The organism is Bradyrhizobium cedriense (genome assembly GCF_054602315.1).
The window spans coordinates 31696-53395 of the sequence record NZ_JBTSWB010000015.1; the positions used below are offsets into that span (position 1 = coordinate 31696).

Here is a 21700-nt window from a genome sequence, read left to right on the forward strand (position 1 = left end):
AACGGGGTCTTGTCGGTTTTGCTGCATCTTGCATCCCACGGGAGGGCTGGATGGGCACATCGATCCGATGGACCGCGCGACTGCGCGCGTTGCTGCGCCGCTGGCGCGGGGCGCCGCTGACGTGGCTGATCGCCGGCGGCTTCGTGCTGATGGCCGCAACCGCCATCGGCACCGCGCTCACCGTCGACCGCTTCCGGCAAAATGCCATCGAGAGCGGCCGCGACAGCCTGGAAAACTCCGTCCGCATGCTGGCCCGGCATTTCGACCGCCAGTTCGAGGATTTCGCGGTGCTCCAGAAGAGCATCGTCGCCGAGCTCGAAAGCCGCGGCATCGAATCCGCCGAATTGTTCCGCAGCGAGATGGGCACGCTTGCCATGCACGAGGTGATGCGCGCAAAAGCCAGCGGCTGGTCCGACGTTGCCGGCGCCAATCTGTTCGATTCCAGGGGCGTGCTGATCAACTCGTCGCGGCGCTGGCCGGTTGCCGACATCTCGGTCGCCGACCGCGCCTATTTCAATCGCCTCAAGAACGATCCGGCCGCGCAGGAAGAGGTGGAGGTCGTACAGGGCCGGCTCGGCAGCGGACCGGCGATCGTGTTCGCGCGGCGCGTCTCCGGCCCGCACGGCGAATTCCTCGGGCTGGTCTCGCGCGCGATCGCGCCCGAGCAGCTCGAATCCTTCTTTGCCTCGACCGGGCTCGGCGAGGATTCCTCGATCGCGATGCATCACCAGAACGGCCAGATGCTCGCGCGCATTCCGCGCGTCGACGACATGATCGGGCAGAACTTCCGCAAGGGCACGCCGGAGCAGATGGCGGTGTTCGAGCGCACCTTCGTCACCACGCAGCTCGCAAGCCCGATCGACGGCAAGGACCGCATCGTCGCCTCGCGCCTGCTCGCCGGCGAGCCGCTGGTGGTGGTTGCGACCAAGTCGCTCGATGCGACGCTGGCGACCTGGCGCACGCAGACGAAATTCTTCGTCACCGTGGCCGTGCTGTCGATCGGCCTGCTGGTGCTCACGCTCTATCTGATCTTCCGCCAGGTGACGCACCGGCTCTCGCTGGAGAAGCAGCGGCTCGACACCGCCATGAACACCATGACGCAGGGCCTGTTGATGTTCGATCAGGACGAGCGGCTGATCGTCTGCAACCGGCGCTACATCGAAATGTACGGGCTGTCGACCGACGTGGTGAAGCCCGGCGTCCATTTCCGCCAAGTGATCCGGCATCGCCACGACACCGGCTCGTTCGAGGGCGACGTCGAGGCCTATTGCGACGGCATCCTGAGCAATGTCGGCCGTACCCAGAGCGCCATCGTCGAGACCGCCGACGGCCGCCTGATCGAGATCAAGAACCAGCCCGGCGCCGCCGGCGGTTGGCTCGCCACTCATGACGACGTCACCGAGCGCATCCGCGCCGACGAGCGCATCGCCCATATGGCGCATTACGACGCGCTGACCGACCTTCCCAACCGCGCGCTGCTGCGCGGGCATCTGGAGCGCCGCGTCGCCGAGCTCGGCCAGGGCAAGCCGTTCGCGATCCTCTACATCGACGTCGACGAGTTCAAGGGCGTCAACGATTCGCTGGGCCACGAGGTCGGCGACGAATTGCTTCGCCAGGTGGCGAGCCGCCTGCGCGCCTGCGTCACCGGCAACGACATGGTCGCGCGGCTCGGCGGCGACGAATTCGCCATCGTGAAGGCCGGCACCGGCGATCCGGCCGAACTGACGGCGCTGGCGGAAACGATCCTCGGCGCGTTGCGCGCGCCGGTGAACTGCAAGGGCCAGGAGGTCCCGACCGACGCCAGCATCGGCATCGCCATCGCGCCCGATCACGGCGACAATCTCGACGATCTGCTCAAGCGCGCCGACCTCGCGATGTATGCGGCGAAGTCGGAAGGGCGCCGCACCTTCCGCGTCTTCGCGCCCGAATACGACGCCAAGGCGCGGCAGCGCCGGCAGCTCGAGCTCGATTTGCGCCACGCGCTCGTGCGCGGCGAGTTCGAGGTGCACTACCAGCCGCTGGTGGACCTCGCGGCCAATGTCGTCACCGGCTGCGAGGCGCTGCTGCGCTGGCGCCACCCCGAGCGCGGCATGGTCTCGCCCGCGGACTTCATTCCCGTTGCGGAAGAGACCGGCCTGATCGGCGAGATCGGCGAATGGGTGCTGAAGCAGGCCTGCCTCGAGGCCGCCTCCTGGCCCGGCCAGATTCACATCGCGGTCAACGTCTCGCCCGTCCAGTTCCGCTCGCGCACGCTGGCGCTCAAGGTCGCCGCCGCGCTCGCGCAGTCAGGGCTCGCGCCGGGACGGCTCGAGCTCGAGATCACCGAGACCGTTCTGATCCGCGACGACGAGGAGGCGCTGACGATCCTCCAGCAGCTGCGCGAGCTCGGCGTGCGCATCGCGCTCGACGATTTCGGCACCGGCTACTCCTCGCTGAGCTATCTGCACCGCTTCCCCTTCGACAAGATCAAGATCGACCGCAGCTTCATCAGCGACATCGGGGAGCCCGAGGATTCCTCCCCGATCGTGCAGGCCGTGGTGCACATGGCCGCCGCCCGCCGCATGGCGACGACGGCCGAAGGCGTCGAGACCGAGGCCCAGCGCGAGGTGCTGCGCCAGCTCGGCTGCAGCCAGATGCAGGGTTGGCTGTTCAGCCCGGCGGTGCCCGCGGCGAAATTGAAGCAGCTCTTGGCGGCGCAGGCGGCGGCCTAGCACGGCGGCATCGTCACGCCCCCGCGGTGACCGTCCAGAACGCGCGCCATCTGCGGCGACGAGCGCCGCCACCCGCCGCCAGGACAGGCGGGACAGGGCTGCGACCAGCGAGGCGCGGGCGAGAAGGAGGTGAGCGATGACGTCAATCACGGCCACCTCGCGTCCGCAGCATGCGGTTGGAGCGCGAGCGCGCTGACGCGCCTCTTGCAAGGATGGGCGCGGCCGTCATGGCCGCGCCTCCAGGATCATGTTGAAGGGCGAGGCGGCGGCCTTGCCGATCTGCGAGAAGCCGCCTTGCCGCAACACCTGCGCGATACGCTTTTCGCCGGCCTGCGCCCCCAGTCCCAGACCGACGTCCTGGCTCAGTGACGTCGGAAGACAGATGTGGGTGGAGCCCGCATAATAGACCCGCCCGACCGGATTGAGATTGTCGGCCAGACTGTCCCCCGCCGCCGGCTCCACCAGCATCAACGTGCCGTTCTGCTTCAGCGCAGCACGAATGTGGCGGGCGGCGCCGACGGGGTCGCCCATGTCGTGCAGCGCGTCGAACATCGTCACGAGATCGAAGCCCGACCCGGCGAAATCTTGCGCCTTGGCGACCTCGAAGCGCAGATTGCGCGCGCCGGAGATTTCGGACCGTGCGCAGTCGATCGAGGCCTCGTCGTAGTCGATGCCAGTGAAATCCGAGTTCGGGAATGCTTCGGCCATCAGCCGAGTCGAATAGCCGTGACCGCAACCGACGTCCGCGACCTTGGCACCTCGCTCCAGCTTCTCGACGACGCCGTCCAGCGCAGGCAGCCACTCGGCGATCAGATGCGCGCGATAGCCTGGCCGGAAGAAGCGATCGACGCCGCAGGACATGCAATTGCAGTGATCGCTCCAGCGCAGGCCCTTGCCGGTCTTGAACGCCTCGGCCAGTCGCGGCTCGTCGTGGTAGACCGCCGGCAGCAGACTGAAGCCGCCAACCATCGCCACCGGACTGTTTTCATCCGCGAATACGGCCTTCTGCTCCGGTGTCATGCGGAACGCGTCGTTCGTCGCGTCGTAGCTCACGAAGCCAGAGGCCGCCTGTGAGGACAGCCATTCGCGAACGTAGCGTTCGTGAGTGCCTGTTCGCCTGGCCAGTTCGGCTGACGTCATCGGGCCTTCGGCCAGCGCGCGGAACAGTCCCAGTCGATCGCCGAGGACGACGAGCGCCGCATTGGAGGCGGCCCCGAGTTCGTTGACGACCAGTCCAAGCAACTGCTCGAGCTTTCTCTCATCCAAGTTCATGTCTGGCTCCTCAAGGCGCGGAGATGCGCCGTTGAGGTGCGACATACGGTGTCTGGACTTGCGGATGGAGAGGCAGAATAGTCAGTAACGAGCCGATCGAGCCAGAGGCTGCTGAATGTCACGTGGACGTGTACGCGTGAGTATTCCGGTGTTCGCCGAATGCGACCCGTCCATCATCTACGGCGTATTCGATACGTTGTGGGGCGCTGGACGGGTGTGGGACGGCGTCAAGGGCGGCACGCCGGAGGGCCTGTTCGAACCGCGACTTGTGGGTGCCGAGCCCGGCCCGATCGAGTTGATCACCGGTGTCAGCATCCTGCCGCAGGACCTGGTCGATCACGTTGCGTCAACCGACATCGTGTTCGTGCCCAATGTGATCGTCACGGCGGAGACGGGCACCGCCGTGCTCGATCGCCGGCTCATCGCATGGATCAGGCGGATGCACGAGGCGGGCGCGCAGATGTACGGATCCTGCGGCGGATCTCTCGTGCTCGCCGAGGCCGGCCTGCTCGACGGCTGCGAGGCAACCACACACTGGGTCTACGAGCCGGTGTTTCGAAAGCATTTCCCCAAGATCAAGCTCCGCATGGAGCGCGTCCTGGTGCAGAACGGCCCGGGACACAATCTCGTCTGCGGAGGCGGCGCATCGTCCTGGCAGGATCTCGCGCTGCTGATCGTCGCGAAATACGGCGGGACGGAAGAGGCGATCCGTATTTCGAAACTCTTTCTCTACCAGTGGCATCGCGAAGGCCAATTGCCGTTCGCCTCGATGGTGCAGAACGTGGATCACGGCGACGGCGTGATCCGGAAGAGTCAGGACTACATCGCGCAGAACTATCAGCGGCAGGATCTCATTGCGGCGCTGGTGCATCACTCCGGATTGCCGAAGCGATCATTCGATCGCCGCTTTCGCGCGGCGACCGGCTATTCGCCGCTCGCTTACGTGCAGACGCTGCGCATCGAGGAGGCCAAGCAACTGCTCGAGACGACGGAAACGGCCATCGAGGACATCTGCCGCGAGGTCGGCTACGAGGATGTGGCGTCTTTCCGCCGCTTGTTTCGAAAGCAGGCCGGTGTGTCACCGAAGGATTACCGGCGCAAGTTTCAGCTTCCCGATTACGTCACGGAATCCCGGTCGCCGGCCTCCGCCACATCGGTCAGGCCGCGGCGGGCAGCGGGCTGACGGCACCAGGGATCACGCTGGCTGCAGGCGGTCCTGACCGCGGCTGCTCTCGGCAGTTCGTCCGCTCAGGCCTCACAAAAAAGGACGAACAAACCCGCGAGATCGGGAAGCTCACATCGATCGCCGGGCCGCTCGCACTTCGGCGAATTCGGCGTCGGGGTGGCTGACGATGGTGGCGACCATGATGCCGCTGATGATCAGCGACCAGGCGGTGTTCCAACAGATCCAAAACACGAGCCAGCCTCCGTTTCGATTTTCCTTCGCCCGGGGACGAGGTCACAGGCGAGACTGCGGTTCCCAAGGCGAATCTGATCCCGGGGCAAGGCGCTATTTTGGTTTGGTCGATGGCGGCGCGCGATCGGTTTGACCGGTGTGGCGCTTTGCCACGACGTCCCCGTCGCGCTCGCCCTCGTGCGGGCGCGGTGGAGGCTTGGGCTGGCCGGCTTGACCGCCATGCTTGCCGCCCATGTCGGGCTTACCTTCGAGATCGTTTTCACGGGGCATGCCGGTTCAATGCGCTCGCACGCTATTGGTTCGCAACGACATGGCCTGTTTTCGACCTGTGAAAGGGCTCGCAGGCGCGTCGCACTTTGCAATGCAGGATGGCTGGCGCGCCCCCAAGGCAACGCAATTCGGACCGACGGATCCGGCCTGATGCGAAAACGACTCATCGTCCGGACCATCGCGACGTGCGCCCTGATTGCGGTCAGCGCGTGAACCGCGATCGGCAGCGTGCCGACCGAGAAGCAGCCGCGCGGCTTCCACATCGATCCGACGGGGCGGTACCTCGCCGCGGTCGGCGAGCTCTCGGACGGCATGACGGTCCATGCCATCGACCAGAGCAGCGGCGCGCTGGCCAGGCTGAAATCCTACCCTACAGGCAAGAAGCCGAACCGGGTCGAGCTCGTGAGCCTGCCGTGAGTGGACGCGGCCGACCTACGTAAACATCCGTAATTTCGCAAGGCCCGGCTTGGCGGCATATCTCCGGCCATGGATCGACATATCGTCTTCAAATGCCCCCAAACTGGCTTGAACGTGCAGCATCGGCTTACCGACGAGCCGGCCGATCGCACGCACGTGTCCGTGTCCTGTCCGGCCTGCACCCGGCTTCATCTGATCGAACGGGCCACCGGCAAGCTGCTGGGCGACCGCCGCGGCTGACGGTTAACGCAGCGCCGCGACCTGTGCCGTGACGTCCTCGACATGGTGCAGCAGGAAGACCAGTTGGCCGCTCGCGTCGTGGATCGGCGAATTGATCGGCTGCCAATGACGCTCCACGAAGGAGCCGCCGGGATTCCGGATGTCGTAGCGCTGGATCGCCATGGCGTGGGCGCGCCCCGTCTCGCCGACGATCCTCAAGCTGCCGTAGAGATTGCTGACGCCATCGGCGAGCGGATCATCGGGATTGTCGGGAAATACCTCGAATAGCGACCGGCCGACGACGTCGGTCCGGCTGATGAAGGTCGCAGCCGCATAGGCGTCGTTGATGTCGACGATCGACAGGCCCGGACCCGGGTCCAGCAGCATATAAGGATGCGGCGAGGTATCGAACTCCGGCTGGAATTGCTGCCGGATCGTTGCGGCGTCGACATGCTGCCGCCGGCGCCGTTCGAGCGGGGTCGCATCGGCACCGGACGCAGCCGAGTTCAGCAACGCCAACTGGCGCTTCGCCGTTGCCAGCAGCGCGCGTACGGTGTTCTGGACCGTCGGATCGGTCGCTTCATCGAGCAGGCGCTCGAAATGGACGATATTCTGCTCGCAAACGAACTGCTGCATCCCGTCTCAACCGCCAGCTGTGCGGCGGCAACGCCGCATCTTCCCTGATCCTAGGTGCATACAGGCGGCTCTGGCAGATGAGAAGACCGTAATCGGCCGCACCCGAGGCCCAGGCGCCACAGCGAGCAGGCCCAGGGGAGCGAACCTGTTCTCCAATCCCGCGACTAATCAAGGACTTGCCGCGACCGCCTGCGGCGGCGCGGCATCCTGTTCCGGGGCTACGCGGCCGTAGTGCGGGCGGCAGCCATCTGCTATCGATTGGAGGCATAGCCCCTGTGGAATTTCCGATGCGTCATTTACCCCCTGCCGTCGTTCGAAACTTGTGTCCCGCAGCCGTTGCCGGCCTGCTCGTCTTCAGCCCTTATCCGGCCGGAGCCGCCGATGACGAGGCGCCCAAGGGGCCGGCGGTTACCGTGCTGAAGGTCGCGAAATCCTGCTTCTCCGACATCGTCGAGGCGACCGGCACGATCATCGCGCGCGAGGAAACCTCGGTGCGGCCCGAGCGTCCCGGCCTGAAGGTCACGGACGTGCTGGCGGAAGCAGGCGATACCATCACCGCAGGCCAGGTGCTGGCGCGGCTGGCGCTGCCCGAAGGCGGCACGCTTCAGGTGACGGCACCCGTGGCGGGCGTGATCGCGACTTCGACCGCGCAGATCGGCAACTTCGCATCGGCCAAGGGCGAGGCGCTGTTCACGATCGTGGCACGCAGCGAATACGATCTCGTCGGTCTCGTCGCCACCAGCGACATGCGCAAGGTCGCGGTCAATCAGCAAGCGACCGTGCGGGTCGCAAGCGGCGACGACATCGGCGGCAAGGTGCGCCGCATCGGCCCGACCGTCGAGCCGAACATCCAGCAGGGGATGGTCTATATCGGCATCTCTTCGCAGAAGCGGCTGCTCCTGAACGCGAGCGGGCGCGCGCTGATCAAGACCGGGCAGAGCTGCAACGTCGCGGTGCCGCTGACCGCCGTGCAGTATTCATCCGCGGGCACCGTCGTGCAGGTGATCCGGCGCAACCGCGTCGAGACCAAGCGGGTCGAGACCGGCCTGATGTCGGGCGGCAATATCGAGGTCCGCGACGGCCTCAACGAAGGCGACGTCGTCGTCGCCCGCGCCGGCGCACTGCTGCGCGAAGGCGATCCGGTGCGTCCGGTGATGGCGAGCGCGGAAGCGGCGAAGTAGATCTTGAAAAATTGGCTCGTGTCCCGGACGCGCTGCAGCGCAAAGCCGCGACCATCTCTTCGCGAAGTGACAGCCCCAGGAGAACTGGGGCTCCGGCTCAACGTCGCATCATTGCATGATGCGCTGCGTCCGGGGCACGAGACTTCGCAAGACCTAAGATTAAAGCCTAGCCGCCGGCTTCGCCGAACTGGACGTCCTCGAGCAGCGAGGAGGAAACCGTCGGGACCTGGTCGCCTTCGCTGGCGCGGGAGATGGCGAGGCGGGTCTTGTTGAAGACGCTCTCGGCGCTGCCCTGCTTGCCGAGGTTGTTGAGGAACTCGCTGACGAGCACGCTGTGCTCGCCTCTACCGTCGTCGACGACCTTGCCGGGCGAGGCGGAGGTGAGGATCAGCGCGTTGTCCGACGCGCTGATCGGCGCGAGGCCGTGGCTGTAGGAGCGGAAGCGGCGCTCGTAAGGGTTACGGCGGGAGGCGTCGACCACGACGAGCTTGGCCTTGGCGCCCTGCTCCTTCATCATCTCGATCACGCCGTCGATGGAGACGCCATGGCGGCGGACGTCGCTTTCCTTCCAGATCACGGCATCGATCGGCAGCATGTAGCTCTCGCGGCCGGCCTGCACGCCGTAGCCGCCGAAGAACAGCATCACGACGCTGTCGGGCTTGATCCGGGACTTCAGGCGATTGACGGCGCGGACCATGTCGTCCTTGGTCGCGTCTTCGACCATATCGACGTCAAAGCCGTTCTTGCGCAGCGACGAGGACAGCGCCCGGGCATCGTTGATCGACTGCGTCAGGGGCGCACTGGCGTCGGGATAATGCCCGTTGCCGATGACCAGCGCCAGGCGCGAGGTCTGGCCGATCGAACCGGTGATCTGGTCGGTCGAGACGGCCTTGGCGGCGTCGATCGCGCGCATGTTGAGAGCAGCATGGGCGCCGATCACCAGCGACACCGTGCCGATGAGGGCTGCGGCGAGGGCGATCGTGCGTCTGGAAAGGTCGAGCTGCTTTAGATTCATCTCGGTTCGTTTCCTGTGCCAAAGACCAGCCAAGCACGCGCACACTGTTTGAGTAGCGCGATAGCGTCTTTAGGTTTGAGGGATTGGCCGGGGATGTGCCCCCGAATTGCGCGCAATTTGCGGCGCCGCACCAAACAAACCCTTAACCGCATATAGGCCCTGGGGCAATAGATTGCTCAAAATTTGAACTAAGCAACTGATTGTACTAGTTAATTTCCAGACCCGAGCTTCCGCATTTTTGGCTTCCCCGTAGCCTTCCGGGGGCCGATAATGCAACCCTCGTGCCTGATATTTCCGTGACGTTCATCACATTGTATTTCCTGCGAATCCAGGTAGTTTTTCAACGACTTGCAGGGGTGGCGCGCAGGTGGGAGCGCGCCGGCCGTCCCCGACCAAGGCCCCGCGACCAGGTATTTCATGAGCTTTCAATATTTTGCCGGCGCCGCCTGCCGGGCGCTGACGGCGCGGAAGGACGGCCCCTCGCTTTACGACCTCTGCGATCCCGTATTGTCTGAGGCGGCCAGCGGCGATCTGCATCTGGCCAAATTCTACAAGACTGCACTCGGCAATCCCGCGCTGCGGATACTGCTCCGCCGCGCCGGCCTGCCCGAGCTGCACGACGAGGCGAGGCTGAGCCGGCTGCGCGAGGCACTCGTCCACGCCCGGGACAAGGTCGAGCCCGACTGGGCGGCGATCGGGCGACCGATCGCCGATCTCGTCGACAGCATCGCGCTTGACCACCCCAGGCCGCCGCCGGCGCCGTTCATCGCCGCCATGCCGCAGAGCGCGCAGATCGACGGCGTGATCCGCGACTGTGCCCAGCACCTGCTCGGCTCGTATCGCAAGAACGGTTTCCTGCCGACCTATGCCGCCTTCAACCTGATCGGCGATCCCGATTTCCGTGGACCAGAGCTGATCACGGCGCTCACGGGGCTGAACGCGCGCGGCTACAAGAATTCCTCACTGCTGTTCAACCTCGCCCGCGTCTTCATCGCGCGCTCGCCCGCGCGCGACGTGGTCAATCCGCCCTGGAAAGGCATCGCGGAGCCAATGTGGGAGCCGGTGCAGATCCGCCACCGCTCGGCCTATTACGATGCGTTCTTCATCGAGGCGCTGCTGAGCTATGTCGAGACCGGGCTCGCCTCGCCGGCCGACAAGTCCGCGGCGGAGCGCGCGATCGCCGACATGGTGGATTTCTGCGTCAACATCAGCCGCGAAGAGGTCGAAGGCATCGACGGCGTGCGCTTCAACGTCATCACCGCGCTCGCGCCGGCGCCGCACCCGCGCTTCTCCCGCTACTTCGCCCAGATCAAGCAGGATCTCGGCTTCGGCATCTACGTGCCGGATTGCGACACCACGGCGTGCTCGATCTCCGCCGCAACGCAGGCCGGCTGCACCGATCCGATCATCGACCAGCCCTTGCTGGATTTCTACTCGGGCTATCAGGTGCGCGCCGGAGTCAACGCGCCGCGCGTGACCGTGCCGCTCAATGACAATATCGACTATGAGGGCGGGGTTGCGACATGGATCGACAACCTCGCGGGCGAGCGCCCTTACGGCAACGATCTCGATCCGACGCTCAATCTCGACATCCTCGAGGTCAGTTTTCGCAATCTTGCGCGCTGGAAGGTTCTGGAGACGCCGGCGCGGCTTGCCACCGTGCATCGCATCATCGGCTTCCAGAAGCGTCTGGCCGCCAGCGGCGCCTTCGCCAATCCGCGCTCGCACATCTATTACCTGCCGGAGCTCTACAGCGCCTATTTCGGCCGCTGCTATGCCGCCTTCCTGGCACTGCCGCTGGCGGCGCAGGCCGCGATCGACCCCGACGGCGATTTCGATTTCATCCGCCATCGCGTGCTGTCCTACGTCAAGGGCGAGTTGATGGCTGCCGAGATGAACGTGTTCGACGCCGCGCTGGCGCTGATCGCGCTCGGCCATCTCGGCGCCGACCCGCGCGCCTTCGCGCCGGCCTTGAACGTCATCATCGCAAGCCTGGGGGAAGGCGGCCGCCGCGGCCCGTTCCGCGCCTATGAATGGAACAAGATGAAGACGCCGACGCGGATTCTGGTCGGCGGTCCCGAGGTGACCTCGGCCTTCGTGCTGATGGGGCTGGCGGTGGCGCGGAGGCGAATGGTGAACGGCGAATAGAGCTCGTCGCACCCCCGTTCGCCAGCCCCTATTCGCAACTCGCCCGCTTCGATGACAGGAAGTTGAAAGCTCAGTCGTTAGGCATATGGTGGCCGGGCGACCAAAAGCCGACCACAATCGCGCAGCTTATCGAGATCGTCCTGAGCAACCGGACCGACATGCTGCGAAGAATCCTGATTGCACTGTCTTTCCTTGCGCTGCCGGCGCTGGCCGACGCCGCCGAGATCAGCGGCATGGCCAAGGTCCGCGCCGGCGATGCCGTCGTGATCGGCAACACGCGCATCAGGCTCGGCGGCATCGACGCGCCCGCGGTCGATCAGCTCTGCCTCAACACCAAGGCCGAGCGCTGGACGTGCGGCGTCGCGGCGCGCGATGAGCTCGCCAAACATACCGACGGCAAGAGCTGGGTCTGCCACACGAGGTCTGTCGACCGGCGCGGCCGCACCGTGGCGCGCTGCGAGGTCGGTGGTGAGGACATCCAGAAGTGGCTGGTGCGCAGCGGCTGGGCGCTGGCCTATATGCGCATGTCGCACGACTATGAGGCGGATGAAAAGGCCGCGCGCGAGGCCAAGGCCGGGATGTGGCAGGGCGCCTTCATCGCACCCTGGGACTGGCGCGAGCGCAACAAGAAGACGGCCATTCTGGGCGCCACCAAACCGCCCGACGGGGCGCATGCGGTTCTGCTCGCCTCGGCCTCGGGGCCGGTCGCGCCCTCGCCGGACTGCACCATCAAGGGCAACGTGAACAGCGCCGGGGAGTGCATCTATCACCAGCCGACCAGCCGCTGGTACACCCAGATCAAGATGAAGATCAGCAAGGGCACCCGCTGGTTCTGCTCGGTCGAGGAGGCGGAGGCAGCAGGCTGTCGCGAGACGAAGCGATAACCCAGCCCTGGCCTGCATTTTGGGTGCTTTTCTTGGCGATCGGCGGCGCGTAAGAGTGTAATTCAACAACCCACCGATCCGTCCTCGAGCAACAAGGACCAACAGCAATGACCGTTCGCGCGGGCCGGGAATTTCTGGCCATCCCCGGGCCCACCACGATGCCCGACGAAGTGCTGCGGGCGATGCATCGTCCGGCGATCGACATCTACTCCAAGGAGATGCTCGATCTGACCGAGAGCCTGCTCGGCGACATCTCGAAGCTGTTTGCGACAAAGGGCAAGTCCTACATCTACATCGCCAACGGTCACGGCGCCTGGGAAGCGGCGCTGAGCAACGTCCTGTCGCGCGGCGACAAGGTGCTGGTGCTGGAGAGCGGGCGCTTTGCGATCGGCTGGGGCAATGCGGCGGCCCTGATGGGCGCCGAGGTCGAGGTGCTCAAGGGCGACTGGCGTCGCGCGGTGCGGCCGCACGAGGTCGAGGAGCGCCTGCGCCGCGACAAGGAGCACACGATCAAGGCGGTCGTCGTGGTCCAGGTCGACACCGCCTCGGGCGTGCAGAACGACATCGAGGCCATCGGCAAGGCGATCAAGGCGAGCGGCCATCCCGCGCTGTACATGGTCGACACCGTCGCCTCGCTCGGCTGCATGCCCTTCGAGATGGACAAATGGGGCATCGATGTCGCGATGTCCGGCTCGCAGAAGGGCCTGATGACGCCGCCCGGCCTCGGCTTCGTCGCCGCCAATGCGCGCGCGCTCGAGGTACACAAGAAGGCCAACATGACGACGCCCTATTGGAGTTGGAGCGAGCGCGAGGGCACCGAGAATTATCGCAAATATGCCGGCACCGCGCCGGTGCATCTGTTGTTCGCGCTGCGCCGGGCGATCGACCTCTTGCATGAGGAAGGCCTGGAGAACGCCTTCCGCCGCCACAGCCTGCTCGGCGAAGCCGCGCGCCGGGCAGTCGCCGTATGGTCGGAGGGCCAGGTGCTCGGCTTCAACGTTGCCGAAGCGAGCGAGCGCTCCAACACCGTGACCACGGTGACCATGAGCAACGGCCACGACCCGGCCGTGCTGCAGCGCTATTGCAAGGAGAAGTGCGGCGTCGTGCTCGGCACCGGCATCGGCGACCTCTCCGGGCAGGCCTTCCGCATCGCCCATATGGGCCACGTCAATGCGCCGATGCTGCTCGGCACGCTCGGAGTGGTCGAGATCGCCCTGAACGCGCTGAAGATCCCGCACGGCAAGGGCGGACTGGAAGCGGCAGTCGCGTATCTGGGTGAAGAGGTGGCGGCGTAGGCTGCAATCTTGTAGCCCGGGTGAGCGAAGCGACACCCGGGACTCTTATGCGAGGTCCCGCATGTCGCTTCGCTCGTGCGGGCTACGGCAGCCCCGGCACCCGATATATCTCGACCTGTGCCTTCAGCTCATCCAGCGATGCGGTCGGCTTCTTCGAATCCACCCGGTACGCACCGCTCGCCAGCCACTTGAGCACCATCGCGTCGACCACCGGCGAATGGTGGATGACGTCGCCGTAGTTACTGAGATCGTGCGTGACCGCCTTGATCGCGCGGAAATCATGGAGCCGCACGTTGGGAAGCTGCGTCAGGCGCCGCGCTGCATGCGCGGTGAGATCGGTGACGATCTTCAGCGTCCCGGGCGAGGCATCGCGCATCGCGACGAATTGCAGGATCGAATAAGGCGGGAAGTAGACGTCGAATGTCACGTCGGGATGGCGCGCGATCAGGCCGACGGCATCGTGCTCGAAATGCCTGACCATCGCATCGTAGTGATAGCCTTCGCCGAGGAAGCGGCTGCGCAGAGGATCGGTGATGTGGGCGAAGGCCGCGAGCGTCCTCGTCGCGTTGTAGCCGCGCGCGACATCGAAGTTCCGCGGCAGCGCGTAGATGTCATCGACATCTGACAGCGCGAACTTGACCGGGAGAAACGGCGCCACCCGGGTCAGCGGCTCCCCCAGCGGCGGGACTGACCGCATCAGCGCGAACAAGGACTCCTTCGCCATCGCCGCGCTGAACAAATAGGACGCGATGCCCTTGGCCGTTCCGCGATAAAGGTCGACGGAGAGATAGGGATCCGTCTCGATGTCCGCGGCATCGACGAAGATGAAGTCGTCCATCTCCCAGATCACCCGTCTTGCGCCGCGGTCGAGCGCCTGCTCCAGCACGAAGGCCTGCTGGCGCGAATTGGAGCCTGTCATCGCCAGCTTGAGCGAATGCACACCGAGGGCGCGGTCGATGTCGTTCTGGCGGAAATGGATCGCGAGCGAGGTGCCCATGAACACGGTGTCGAACGACTGGCTGCGGATCAGCCCGGCATTCTGCACGCGCGTGTCCTCGGAATAGAAGGCCGTGACGAGGCGCGAGGGGCGGAACAATTGCAGGGGATCGACCACGAAGGTGAGCAGGGCCGCGGCCAGCACGCAAGCGATGCTCGCAAGCAGAAGACGCCATAGACTGGTGAACGTGGCCCGCATCAGAACCGGAAATAGATGAATTCGCTGTGGCTCTGGATGCCCAGAATGCCGAGCGCGAGCACCAGCGATGCGCCATAGAGGAACAGCGGTCGCATGCGCCCTGCCCGCAAATTCTCGCCGACCCGGCGGTCGCCGTGGTCGTATCCCATGACCGCCTGCGTGTTCGGCGCCAGCCAGACCAGCGCCGCATAGATCGCGACCAGCACCAGCGCCGCTATCTCCTCGCGGCCAAGGACGATATTCGAGGGATCGGCCATGGCGTGGAGCACCCGCAGCGCCCACGCGACGCTCTCGGCGCGGAAGAACACCCAGGCGACGACGACGGCGAGGAACGTCAGCACGGCGCCGGCGATGCGGACCGGGCGCCTGACGATCGCGGGGATGTTCGGCGCCAGCGCATTGAAGGCGTGGTTGACACAGAGATAGGCGCCGTGCAGCGCGCCCCACACAACGAACGTCCAGGCCGCGCCATGCCAGAGCCCGCCGAGCAGCATCGTGATCATCAGGTTGACGTAGCGCAGCACCCGGCCGCGGCGATTGCCCCCGAGAGGGATGTAGAGATAGTCGCGCAGGAATTGCGACAGCGTCATGTGCCAGCGGCGCCAGAACTCGACGATGCTGGTCGCCTTGTAGGGCGAGTTGAAATTGACCGGCAGGAAGATGCCGAACATCAGCGATATGCCGATCGCCATGTCGGAATAGCCGGAGAAGTCGAAGTAGAGCTGGAACGTGTAGGCGAGCGCACCAGACCAGGCCTGGTCGAAGCTCGGCGAGCGCGCCTCGAAGGCGAGCGCGACCAGCGGCTGGATGCCGTCGGCAAGGCACGTCTTCTTGAACAGGCCGATGGCGAAGATGATCACACCGCACAGCATGAGATGCGGGTCCGGGCGCTTCGCTTCCGCGTGCCCGAATTGCGGGATCATGTCCTTGTGGTGAAGGATCGGCCCCGCGATCAGGTGCGGAAAGTAGGTCACGAACAGCGCGTAGTGCGGCAACGCGTAGGCCGCGACCTGGCCGCGGTAAGCATCGACCAGGAACGCGATCTGGGTGAAGGTGTAGAAGGAGACCCCGACCGGCAGCAGGATGTGGACCGCAAGATGCGTGCCAGCAAGCGCATTGACGTTCTCGGCGAGAAAGCCGGCATATTTGAAGATGCCGAGCACGAGGAGATCGCCGGCGACGCCAAAGGCGAGCGCCGCCTTTCGTTGCGACGGAGCAAGCTCCGCCACGATGAGGAGATGGCCGACGCCGTAGTTGAAGACGATCGAGATCAACAGCAGGGGCAGGAATTGCCAGCTGCCGATGGCGTAAAAGGCGAGCGAGGCCAGCGCCAGCCAGATCACCGGGGTGAGATTGCTGCGCTGGCCGAGCCAGAAATAACCGGCCAGCACCACCGGCAGGAACAGCAGGATGAATGGATAGGAATTGAACAGCATCTGGCTGGACCGGCGGCGGGGATATCGTCCCTAAAGCATACAAGGGGCCGGTCAACAACCCGGCACGCTCGGCGCGGCGGCGCTGGCAATTCGAGCGCTCGTCGCCATATGATGCGCGAGCTGCCGCCCTATCGCCGTCATTGCCGGACTTGACCCGGCAATTCATCGCTCACGACATTTCTGTGATGGATGCGCGGGTCAAGCCCGCGCATGACGAGTGAGTTTCCGGTGAAACGCAACGAGGACCGAGTGACCCAAGCCAAGACGCCTTCCCAGCCGCCCGTCGCCCCGCGCCGGCCGCATTCCTTCACGCGGCACGGCATCACCGTGACCGACGACTATGCCTGGCTGAAGGACGAGAAATGGCAGGAGGTGCTGCGCGATCCCAAGGTGCTCGATCCTGATATCCGCAAATATCTGGACGAGGAGAACGTCTACACCGAGAGCCTGCTCGGCCACACAGCTAGCCTGCAGAAGACGCTGGTGCGCGAGATGCGTGGACGGATCAAGGAGGACGATTCCAGCGTGCCGTCTCCCGACGGTCCCTTCGCCTATTTCCGCAGGTTTCGCGAGGGCGGGCAGCACGAGCTGTTCGGCCGCATGCCACGCGAGGGCGGCGAGGGACAGATCGTGCTCGACGGCGACGCGCTCGCAAAGAACCACAAATATTTCAAGTTCGGCGGCAGCCGGCACTCTTACGATCACAAGCTGCAGGCCTGGAGCGCCGACACCAAGGGCTCGGAATATTTTTCCATCCGTGTCCGCGACTGGACGACCGGGACGGATCTCGACGACGTCGTCGAGGAGACCGACGGCGGCGTGGTCTGGGCCGCGGACTGCAAGAGCTTCTTCTATGTGAAGCTCGACGACAACCACCGGCCGATGCAGGTGTGGCGGCACAGGCTCGGCACCAAGCAGGCTGACGACATGCTGGTCTATGAAGAACAGGACGCCGGCTGGTTCACCCATCTGCAAGAGAGCACCAGCGGCCGCTTCTGCGTGATCGCGGGCGGCGACCACGAGACGAGCGAGCAGCGGCTGATCGATCTCGCCAACCCCGAAGTGCCGCCGCGCCTGGTCGCGGCGCGCGAGGAGGGCGTGCAATATTCGCTCGCCGATCGCGGCGACGAGCTGTTCATCCTCACCAATGCCGACGACGCCATCGACTTCAAGATCGTCACCGCGCCGCTCGGCTCGCCCGAGCGCAAGAACTGGCGCGACCTGATCCCCTATCGTCCCGGCATCTACATCATCGATCTCGATCTCTATGCCGGCCATCTGGTGCGGCTGGAGCGCGCCAATGCGCTGCCGTCGATCGTGATCCGCGATCTCGCGACGAAGGAAGAGCACGCGATCGCGTTTGACGAAGCGGCCTATTCGCTCGATACGATGGGTTCCTACGAGTTCGAGACGACGAATCTGCGCTTTGCTTATTCGTCGATGACGACACCGTCGGAAGTCTATGACTACGACATGGTCAATCGCACGCGCACCCTGCGCAAGCGCCAGGAGATTCCCTCCGGCCACGATGCCGCCGATTACGTCACCACGCGCATCATGGCCAAGGCGCATGACGGCACCGAGGTGCCGGTCTCGATCCTGCATCGCCGCGGGCTAAAGCTCGACGGCGCGGCGCCGCTGCTGCTCTACGGCTACGGCTCCTACGGCATGGCGATGCCGGCCTCCTTCAACGCCAATCGCCTGTCGCTGGTCGATCGCGGCTTCGTCTATGCCATCGCCCATATCCGCGGCGGCGCCGACAAGGGATGGGGCTGGTATCTCGACGGCAAGCGCGAGAAGAAGACGAATTCCTTCGACGATTTCGCCGCCAGCGCACGCGCTTTGATCGATGCGAAGTACACCAGCGCCAAGCGCATCATTGGCCATGGCGGCTCGGCCGGCGGCATGCTGATGGGCGCGGTCGCCAACCGCGCCGGCGAATTGCTCGCCGGCATCGTCGCCGAAGTGCCGTTCGTCGACGTGCTCAACACCATGCTCGACGACACCCTGCCGCTGACGCCGCCGGAATGGCCGGAATGGGGCAACCCGATCGAGAGCGAGAAGGATTTTCGAACGATCCTGGCCTACTCGCCCTACGACAACGTCGCCGCGAAGGACTATCCGGCGATCCTGGCAATGGGCGGGCTGACCGATCCGCGCGTCACCTATTGGGAGCCCGCCAAATGGATTGCGCGCCTGCGCGCCACCATGAGCGGCGGCGGCCCGGTCCTGCTCCGCACCAACATGGGCGCCGGCCACGGCGGTGCGTCGGGACGGTTCGACCGGCTCGATGAGGTCGCAATCGTCTATGCCTTCGCGCTGTGGGCGGCCGGAATGGCGGAGGCTTAACTCTTCTCCCTCTCCCCGCAAGTGGCAGGGCGATCGCATATGACTTGTAGCGGCCGCCGGTGCGCACGCCTCGTCCTTCGAGACGACCGCTGCGCGGTCTCCTCAGGATGAGGCTAAACAGCATCTGTGCTCGTTGAAACGGTCGCCACGACCTCGGTCCTCATCCTGAGGGCCCGCCAACGGCGGGCGTCTCGAAGGATGGCCACAAGCGAGATCGCCTATATGCGATAGCCCTGCCGCAAGCGGGGGGAGGAGAAGAGACTACCTCCCGTTCTTCTTGCGCCATACCGCGAAATCGGTGAGCGTCTGCGGATCGGTGGCGGGATAGAGGCCGAAGATGCCGCGGCCCTTGCCGACTTCCTCGGTGACGAAATCCTCGAACGCAGTCATCTCGAAGGCTTCGTTGGCGATGTCGTCCGCGAGATGCGCTGGGATGACGATGACGCCGTCGGCATCACCGAGGATGACATCGCCGGGAAACACCGGCGCATCGCCGCAGCCGATCGGGACGTTGATCTCGATCGCCTGGTGCAGCGTCAGGTTGGTCGGTGCGCTGGGGCGATGGTGATAGGCGGGAATGCCGAGCTTGGCGATCTCGGCGGAATCGCGAAAGCCGCCGTCGGTAACGACGCCGGCGACGCCGCGCTTCATCAATCGCGTCACCAGGATCGCACCGGCCGAGGCCGCGCGCGCGTCCTTGCGGCTGTCCATCACCAGCACAGCGCCCGGAGGGCAATCTTCCACGGCCTTGCGCTGCGGATGCGAACGGTCCTTGAAGACCTCGATCGTGTTGAGATCCTCGCGCGCCGGCATGTAGCGCAGCGTGAAGGCCTCGCCGACCATGGTCGGCTGATCGGGATTTAAGGGATGCACATCCTGGATCATCTGGATGCGCAGGCCGCGCTTGAACAGGGCGGTGGCGACCGTGGCGGTGGAGACGGATTTGAGCTTGTTGCGGGTGGCGTCACTGAGTTTGGTCATCAGGTTCTCTCTCGTCATTCCGGGCGCGCGCAGCGCGAACCCGGAATCCATCGGGCCGCACGTACGGCGGTGAAATGGGTTCCGGGTTCACTTCGCGCCCCGGAACGACGTCAGTAAATCGACGGCTCGCCGGTCGGCGCGCCGAAATCGGTCTCGAGGAAGTCGAAGTCGCAGCCGTCATTCGCCTGCTTGATGTGCCTGGTGAACATCCAGCCATAGCCGCGCTCGAAGCGGCGCTCGGGCTGTCGCCAGGCGGCGCGGCGCCTGGCGAGCTCGGCTTCGGGGACGTCGAGATCGATCGTGCGCGCGGCGACGTCGAGCGTGATGCGGTCGCCGTTCTGCACCAGCGCCAGTGGACCGCCGATGTAGGATTCGGGTGAGACGTGCAAAATGCAGGCGCCGTAGCTGGTGCCGCTCATGCGCGCATCCGAGATGCGCACCATGTCGCGCACGCCCTGCTTCACGAGTTTTGTCGGGATCGGCAGCATGCCCCATTCCGGCATACCCGGTCCGCCCTGCGGCCCCGCATTGCGCAGGATCAGGATGTGATCCTCGGTGACGTCGAGGTTGGGATCGTCGACCGCCTTCTTCATCGAGGGATAGTCGTCGAACACCAGCGCAGGCCCGGTGTGCTTGAGGAAGCGCGGCGCGCAGGCGGAGGGCTTGATGACGCAGCCGTCGGGGGCGAGATTGCCCTTGAGCACGGCGAGCGCGCCCTCCTCGTAGATGGGATTGTCGATGGAGCGGATCACGTCGGCATTGTGGACCTCGGCGCCCTCGATGTTCTCGCCCAGCGTCTTTCCGGTGACGGTGATGCAGTCGAGATGCAGATGCGGCTTGATCTGGCCCATCAAGGCCGGCAGCCCGCCGGCATAGAAGAAATCCTCCATCAGATAGGCATCGCCGCTCGGGCGGACGTTGGCGATCACCGGCACCTTGCGGCTTGCGATCTCGAAATCGTCGAGCCCGATGTCCTGGCCGGCGCGGCGGGCCTGTGCGATTAGATGGATGATCGCGTTGGTCGAGCAGCCCATTGCCATCGCGACCGCAATCGCGTTCTCGAAGGCCTTGCGGGTCTGGATCACCTTCGGCGTCAGGTCCTCCCACACCATTTCGACGATGCGGCGGCCGCATTCGGAGGCCATGCGGATGTGGTTGGCGTCGGCTGCGGGAATCGAGGAGGCGCCCGGCAGCGTCATGCCGATCGCCTCGGCAATCGCGGTCATGGTCGAGGCCGTGCCCATGGTCATGCAGGTGCCGTAGCTGCGGGCGATGCCGGCCTCGATGTCGAGCCAGTCCTTGTCGGAGATCTTGCCGGCGCGCCGCTCGTCCCAATACTTCCAGCCGTCCGAGCCCGAGCCGAGCGTCTTGCCTTTCCAGTTGCCGCGCAGCATGGGGCCTGCCGGCAGATAGATCGCCGGGATATTCATCGAGGTCGCCCCCAGGAGCAGTGCCGGCGTGGTCTTGTCACAGCCGCCCATCAGCACCACGCCGTCGACGGGATGGCTGCGCAACAGCTCCTCGGCGTCCATCGCCAGCAGATTGCGGTAGAGCATGGTGGTGGGCTTGAGCAGCGATTCCGACAGCGACAGCGCCGGCAGCTCCAGCGGCAGGCCGCCAGCCATCAGGATACCGCGCTTGACGTCGTCGACCCGCGACTTGAAGTGCATGTGGCAGGGCTGCGCGTCCGACCAGGTGTTGAGGACCGCGATGATCGGGCGGTCCTTCCACTCCTCCGGGGCATAACCCATCTGCATGGCGCGGGAGCGGTGGCCGAACGAACGGAGATCGTCGGGCGCGAACCAGCGCGCGCTGCGGAGCTGGTCGGGCGTTTTCCTCTTTTTGGTCATTTCATTCCTCGTCCGTCCCAAGAGTACGCCCTGCTCTTCTCACACGCTGTCCACCGCCGGCAAGGCGGTGCGCTAGCCGAAGGCGGGCCTCTGCTATGCACCCAGGCAGGCATAGGGACAATGCGGCGCAATAAATCGGCGGCATCAGGCCGGAGGGGCTCCGAAGTGCTTGCCGGCCGACCAGAATCTGCGCAAGAATTCCATGTTTTTGATGCCTTTGATTGTGGTCGCTGGGACTCTCCCCCACCGACCTGGAGGATTTCAGGCGTGGCCAACATCCTGATCGTGGATGACGATCCGGCCGTACAGATCACCATCCGGCTGCTGAAACGGGCTGGTCATCACGTGACGGTCGCCGGCGATGGCTGCAGATGACCAGGACACCTCCTCTGCTCCGAGCCAGAACAAGCGCGATACGGCAAGC

17 protein-coding genes and 2 pseudogenes are annotated in these 21700 nt (G+C 65.2%); 10 read left to right on the top strand and 9 right to left on the bottom strand.

The features are described 5' to 3' along the window. Positions 1-50 precede the first annotated feature (50 nt). Positions 51-2711, top strand: a complete 2661-nt coding sequence (locus tag ACYCVF_RS36245; protein ID WP_459604867.1) for a bifunctional diguanylate cyclase/phosphodiesterase — start codon at positions 51-53, stop codon at positions 2709-2711. Between the two features lie 225 nt (positions 2712-2936). Here ACYCVF_RS36245 and ACYCVF_RS36250 read toward each other — a convergent pair whose 3' ends face one another. Beyond that, on the bottom strand, positions 2937-3983 hold the full coding sequence (locus ACYCVF_RS36250) for a class I SAM-dependent methyltransferase (RefSeq protein WP_459604868.1): 1047 nt from the start codon (positions 3981-3983) through the stop codon (positions 2937-2939). A gap of 136 nt (positions 3984-4119) precedes the next feature. Between ACYCVF_RS36250 and ACYCVF_RS36255 the strand changes: the two genes are divergently transcribed. Then, complete coding sequence (locus tag ACYCVF_RS36255; protein WP_459604869.1) at positions 4120-5166, top strand: GlxA family transcriptional regulator; 1047 nt, start codon at positions 4120-4122, stop codon at positions 5164-5166. Between the two features lie 111 nt (positions 5167-5277). Here ACYCVF_RS36255 and ACYCVF_RS36260 read toward each other — a convergent pair whose 3' ends face one another. Next, positions 5278-5400 carry a hypothetical protein gene (locus ACYCVF_RS36260; RefSeq protein ID WP_283807823.1) on the bottom strand — a complete coding sequence of 41 codons (123 nt, stop codon included), beginning with the start codon at positions 5398-5400 and terminating at the stop codon, positions 5278-5280. 93 nt (positions 5401-5493) lie between these two features. Beyond that, positions 5494-5670, bottom strand: a complete 177-nt coding sequence (locus ACYCVF_RS36265; protein ID WP_459604870.1) for a hypothetical protein — start codon at positions 5668-5670, stop codon at positions 5494-5496. Positions 5671-5883: 213 nt separating this feature from the next. Here ACYCVF_RS36265 and ACYCVF_RS36270 point away from each other — a divergent pair. Together ACYCVF_RS36270 and ACYCVF_RS36275 are read left to right on the top strand one after the other, a co-directional pair. Next, a pseudogene (locus tag ACYCVF_RS36270) lies at positions 5884-6087 on the top strand (beta-propeller fold lactonase family protein); the annotation flags it as partial. Positions 6088-6201: 114 nt separating this feature from the next. Next, positions 6202-6327: a hypothetical protein gene (locus ACYCVF_RS36275; protein WP_459604871.1), complete on the top strand. Its 126-nt coding sequence runs from the start codon at positions 6202-6204 to the stop codon at positions 6325-6327. Positions 6328-6330: 3 nt separating this feature from the next. Here the strand turns inward: ACYCVF_RS36275 and ACYCVF_RS36280 are convergent, their stop codons facing one another. Continuing rightward, positions 6331-6942 carry a PAS domain-containing protein gene (locus ACYCVF_RS36280; protein WP_459604873.1) on the bottom strand — a complete coding sequence of 204 codons (612 nt, stop codon included), beginning with the start codon at positions 6940-6942 and terminating at the stop codon, positions 6331-6333. Between the two features lie 287 nt (positions 6943-7229). On the opposite strand from ACYCVF_RS36280, the gene ACYCVF_RS36285 reads away from it, so the two are divergent. Beyond that, the gene (locus tag ACYCVF_RS36285; protein ID WP_459604874.1) at positions 7230-8123 is read left to right on the top strand and encodes an efflux RND transporter periplasmic adaptor subunit; all 894 of its coding nucleotides are present in this window, start codon (positions 7230-7232) and stop codon (positions 8121-8123) included. A 166-nt stretch (positions 8124-8289) separates the two neighbouring features. Here the strand turns inward: ACYCVF_RS36285 and ACYCVF_RS36290 are convergent, their stop codons facing one another. Beyond that, complete coding sequence (locus ACYCVF_RS36290) at positions 8290-9138, bottom strand: caspase family protein (protein ID WP_459604875.1); 849 nt, start codon at positions 9136-9138, stop codon at positions 8290-8292. Positions 9139-9555: 417 nt separating this feature from the next. Between ACYCVF_RS36290 and ACYCVF_RS36295 the strand changes: the two genes are divergently transcribed. The 3 genes from ACYCVF_RS36295 (at position 9556) to ACYCVF_RS36305 (ending at position 13465) form a co-directional block, all read left to right on the top strand. After that, positions 9556-11286 (top strand): hypothetical protein, encoded by a 1731-nt coding sequence (locus ACYCVF_RS36295; protein WP_459604876.1) that lies wholly within the window; start codon positions 9556-9558, stop codon positions 11284-11286. Positions 11287-11444: 158 nt separating this feature from the next. Next, positions 11445-12170: a thermonuclease family protein gene (locus ACYCVF_RS36300; protein WP_459604877.1), complete on the top strand. Its 726-nt coding sequence runs from the start codon at positions 11445-11447 to the stop codon at positions 12168-12170. Between the two features lie 107 nt (positions 12171-12277). Then, positions 12278-13465, top strand: a complete 1188-nt coding sequence (locus ACYCVF_RS36305) for a pyridoxal-phosphate-dependent aminotransferase family protein (protein WP_459604878.1) — start codon at positions 12278-12280, stop codon at positions 13463-13465. An 82-nt stretch (positions 13466-13547) separates the two neighbouring features. Here ACYCVF_RS36305 and ACYCVF_RS36310 read toward each other — a convergent pair whose 3' ends face one another. Both ACYCVF_RS36310 and ACYCVF_RS36315 read right to left on the bottom strand, forming a co-directional pair. Beyond that, on the bottom strand, positions 13548-14660 hold the full coding sequence (locus ACYCVF_RS36310; protein WP_459604879.1) for a hypothetical protein: 1113 nt from the start codon (positions 14658-14660) through the stop codon (positions 13548-13550). Next, positions 14660-16096, bottom strand: coding sequence for an MBOAT family O-acyltransferase (locus ACYCVF_RS36315; RefSeq protein ID WP_459604881.1), 1437 nt, complete (start codon positions 16094-16096; stop codon positions 14660-14662). The genes ACYCVF_RS36310 and ACYCVF_RS36315 overlap by 1 nt, the downstream gene beginning before the upstream one ends. A 249-nt stretch (positions 16097-16345) precedes the next feature. Between ACYCVF_RS36315 and ACYCVF_RS36320 the strand changes: the two genes are divergently transcribed. Beyond that, positions 16346-18445 (top strand): S9 family peptidase, encoded by a 2100-nt coding sequence (locus tag ACYCVF_RS36320; RefSeq protein ID WP_459604882.1) that lies wholly within the window; start codon positions 16346-16348, stop codon positions 18443-18445. Between the two features lie 261 nt (positions 18446-18706). On the opposite strand, the gene ACYCVF_RS36325 is transcribed toward ACYCVF_RS36320, so the two are convergent. Beyond that, the gene (locus ACYCVF_RS36325) at positions 18707-19426 is read right to left on the bottom strand and encodes a ribonuclease activity regulator RraA (protein WP_459604883.1); all 720 of its coding nucleotides are present in this window, start codon (positions 19424-19426) and stop codon (positions 18707-18709) included. Between the two features lie 110 nt (positions 19427-19536). Further along, complete coding sequence (gene araD / locus ACYCVF_RS36330; protein WP_459604884.1) at positions 19537-21276, bottom strand: L-arabinonate dehydratase; 1740 nt, start codon at positions 21274-21276, stop codon at positions 19537-19539. 267 nt (positions 21277-21543) lie between these two features. Between araD and ACYCVF_RS36335 the strand changes: the two are divergent. Continuing rightward, a pseudogene (locus ACYCVF_RS36335) lies at positions 21544-21642 on the top strand (response regulator); the annotation flags it as partial. Between the last annotated feature and the right edge of the window lie 58 nt (positions 21643-21700).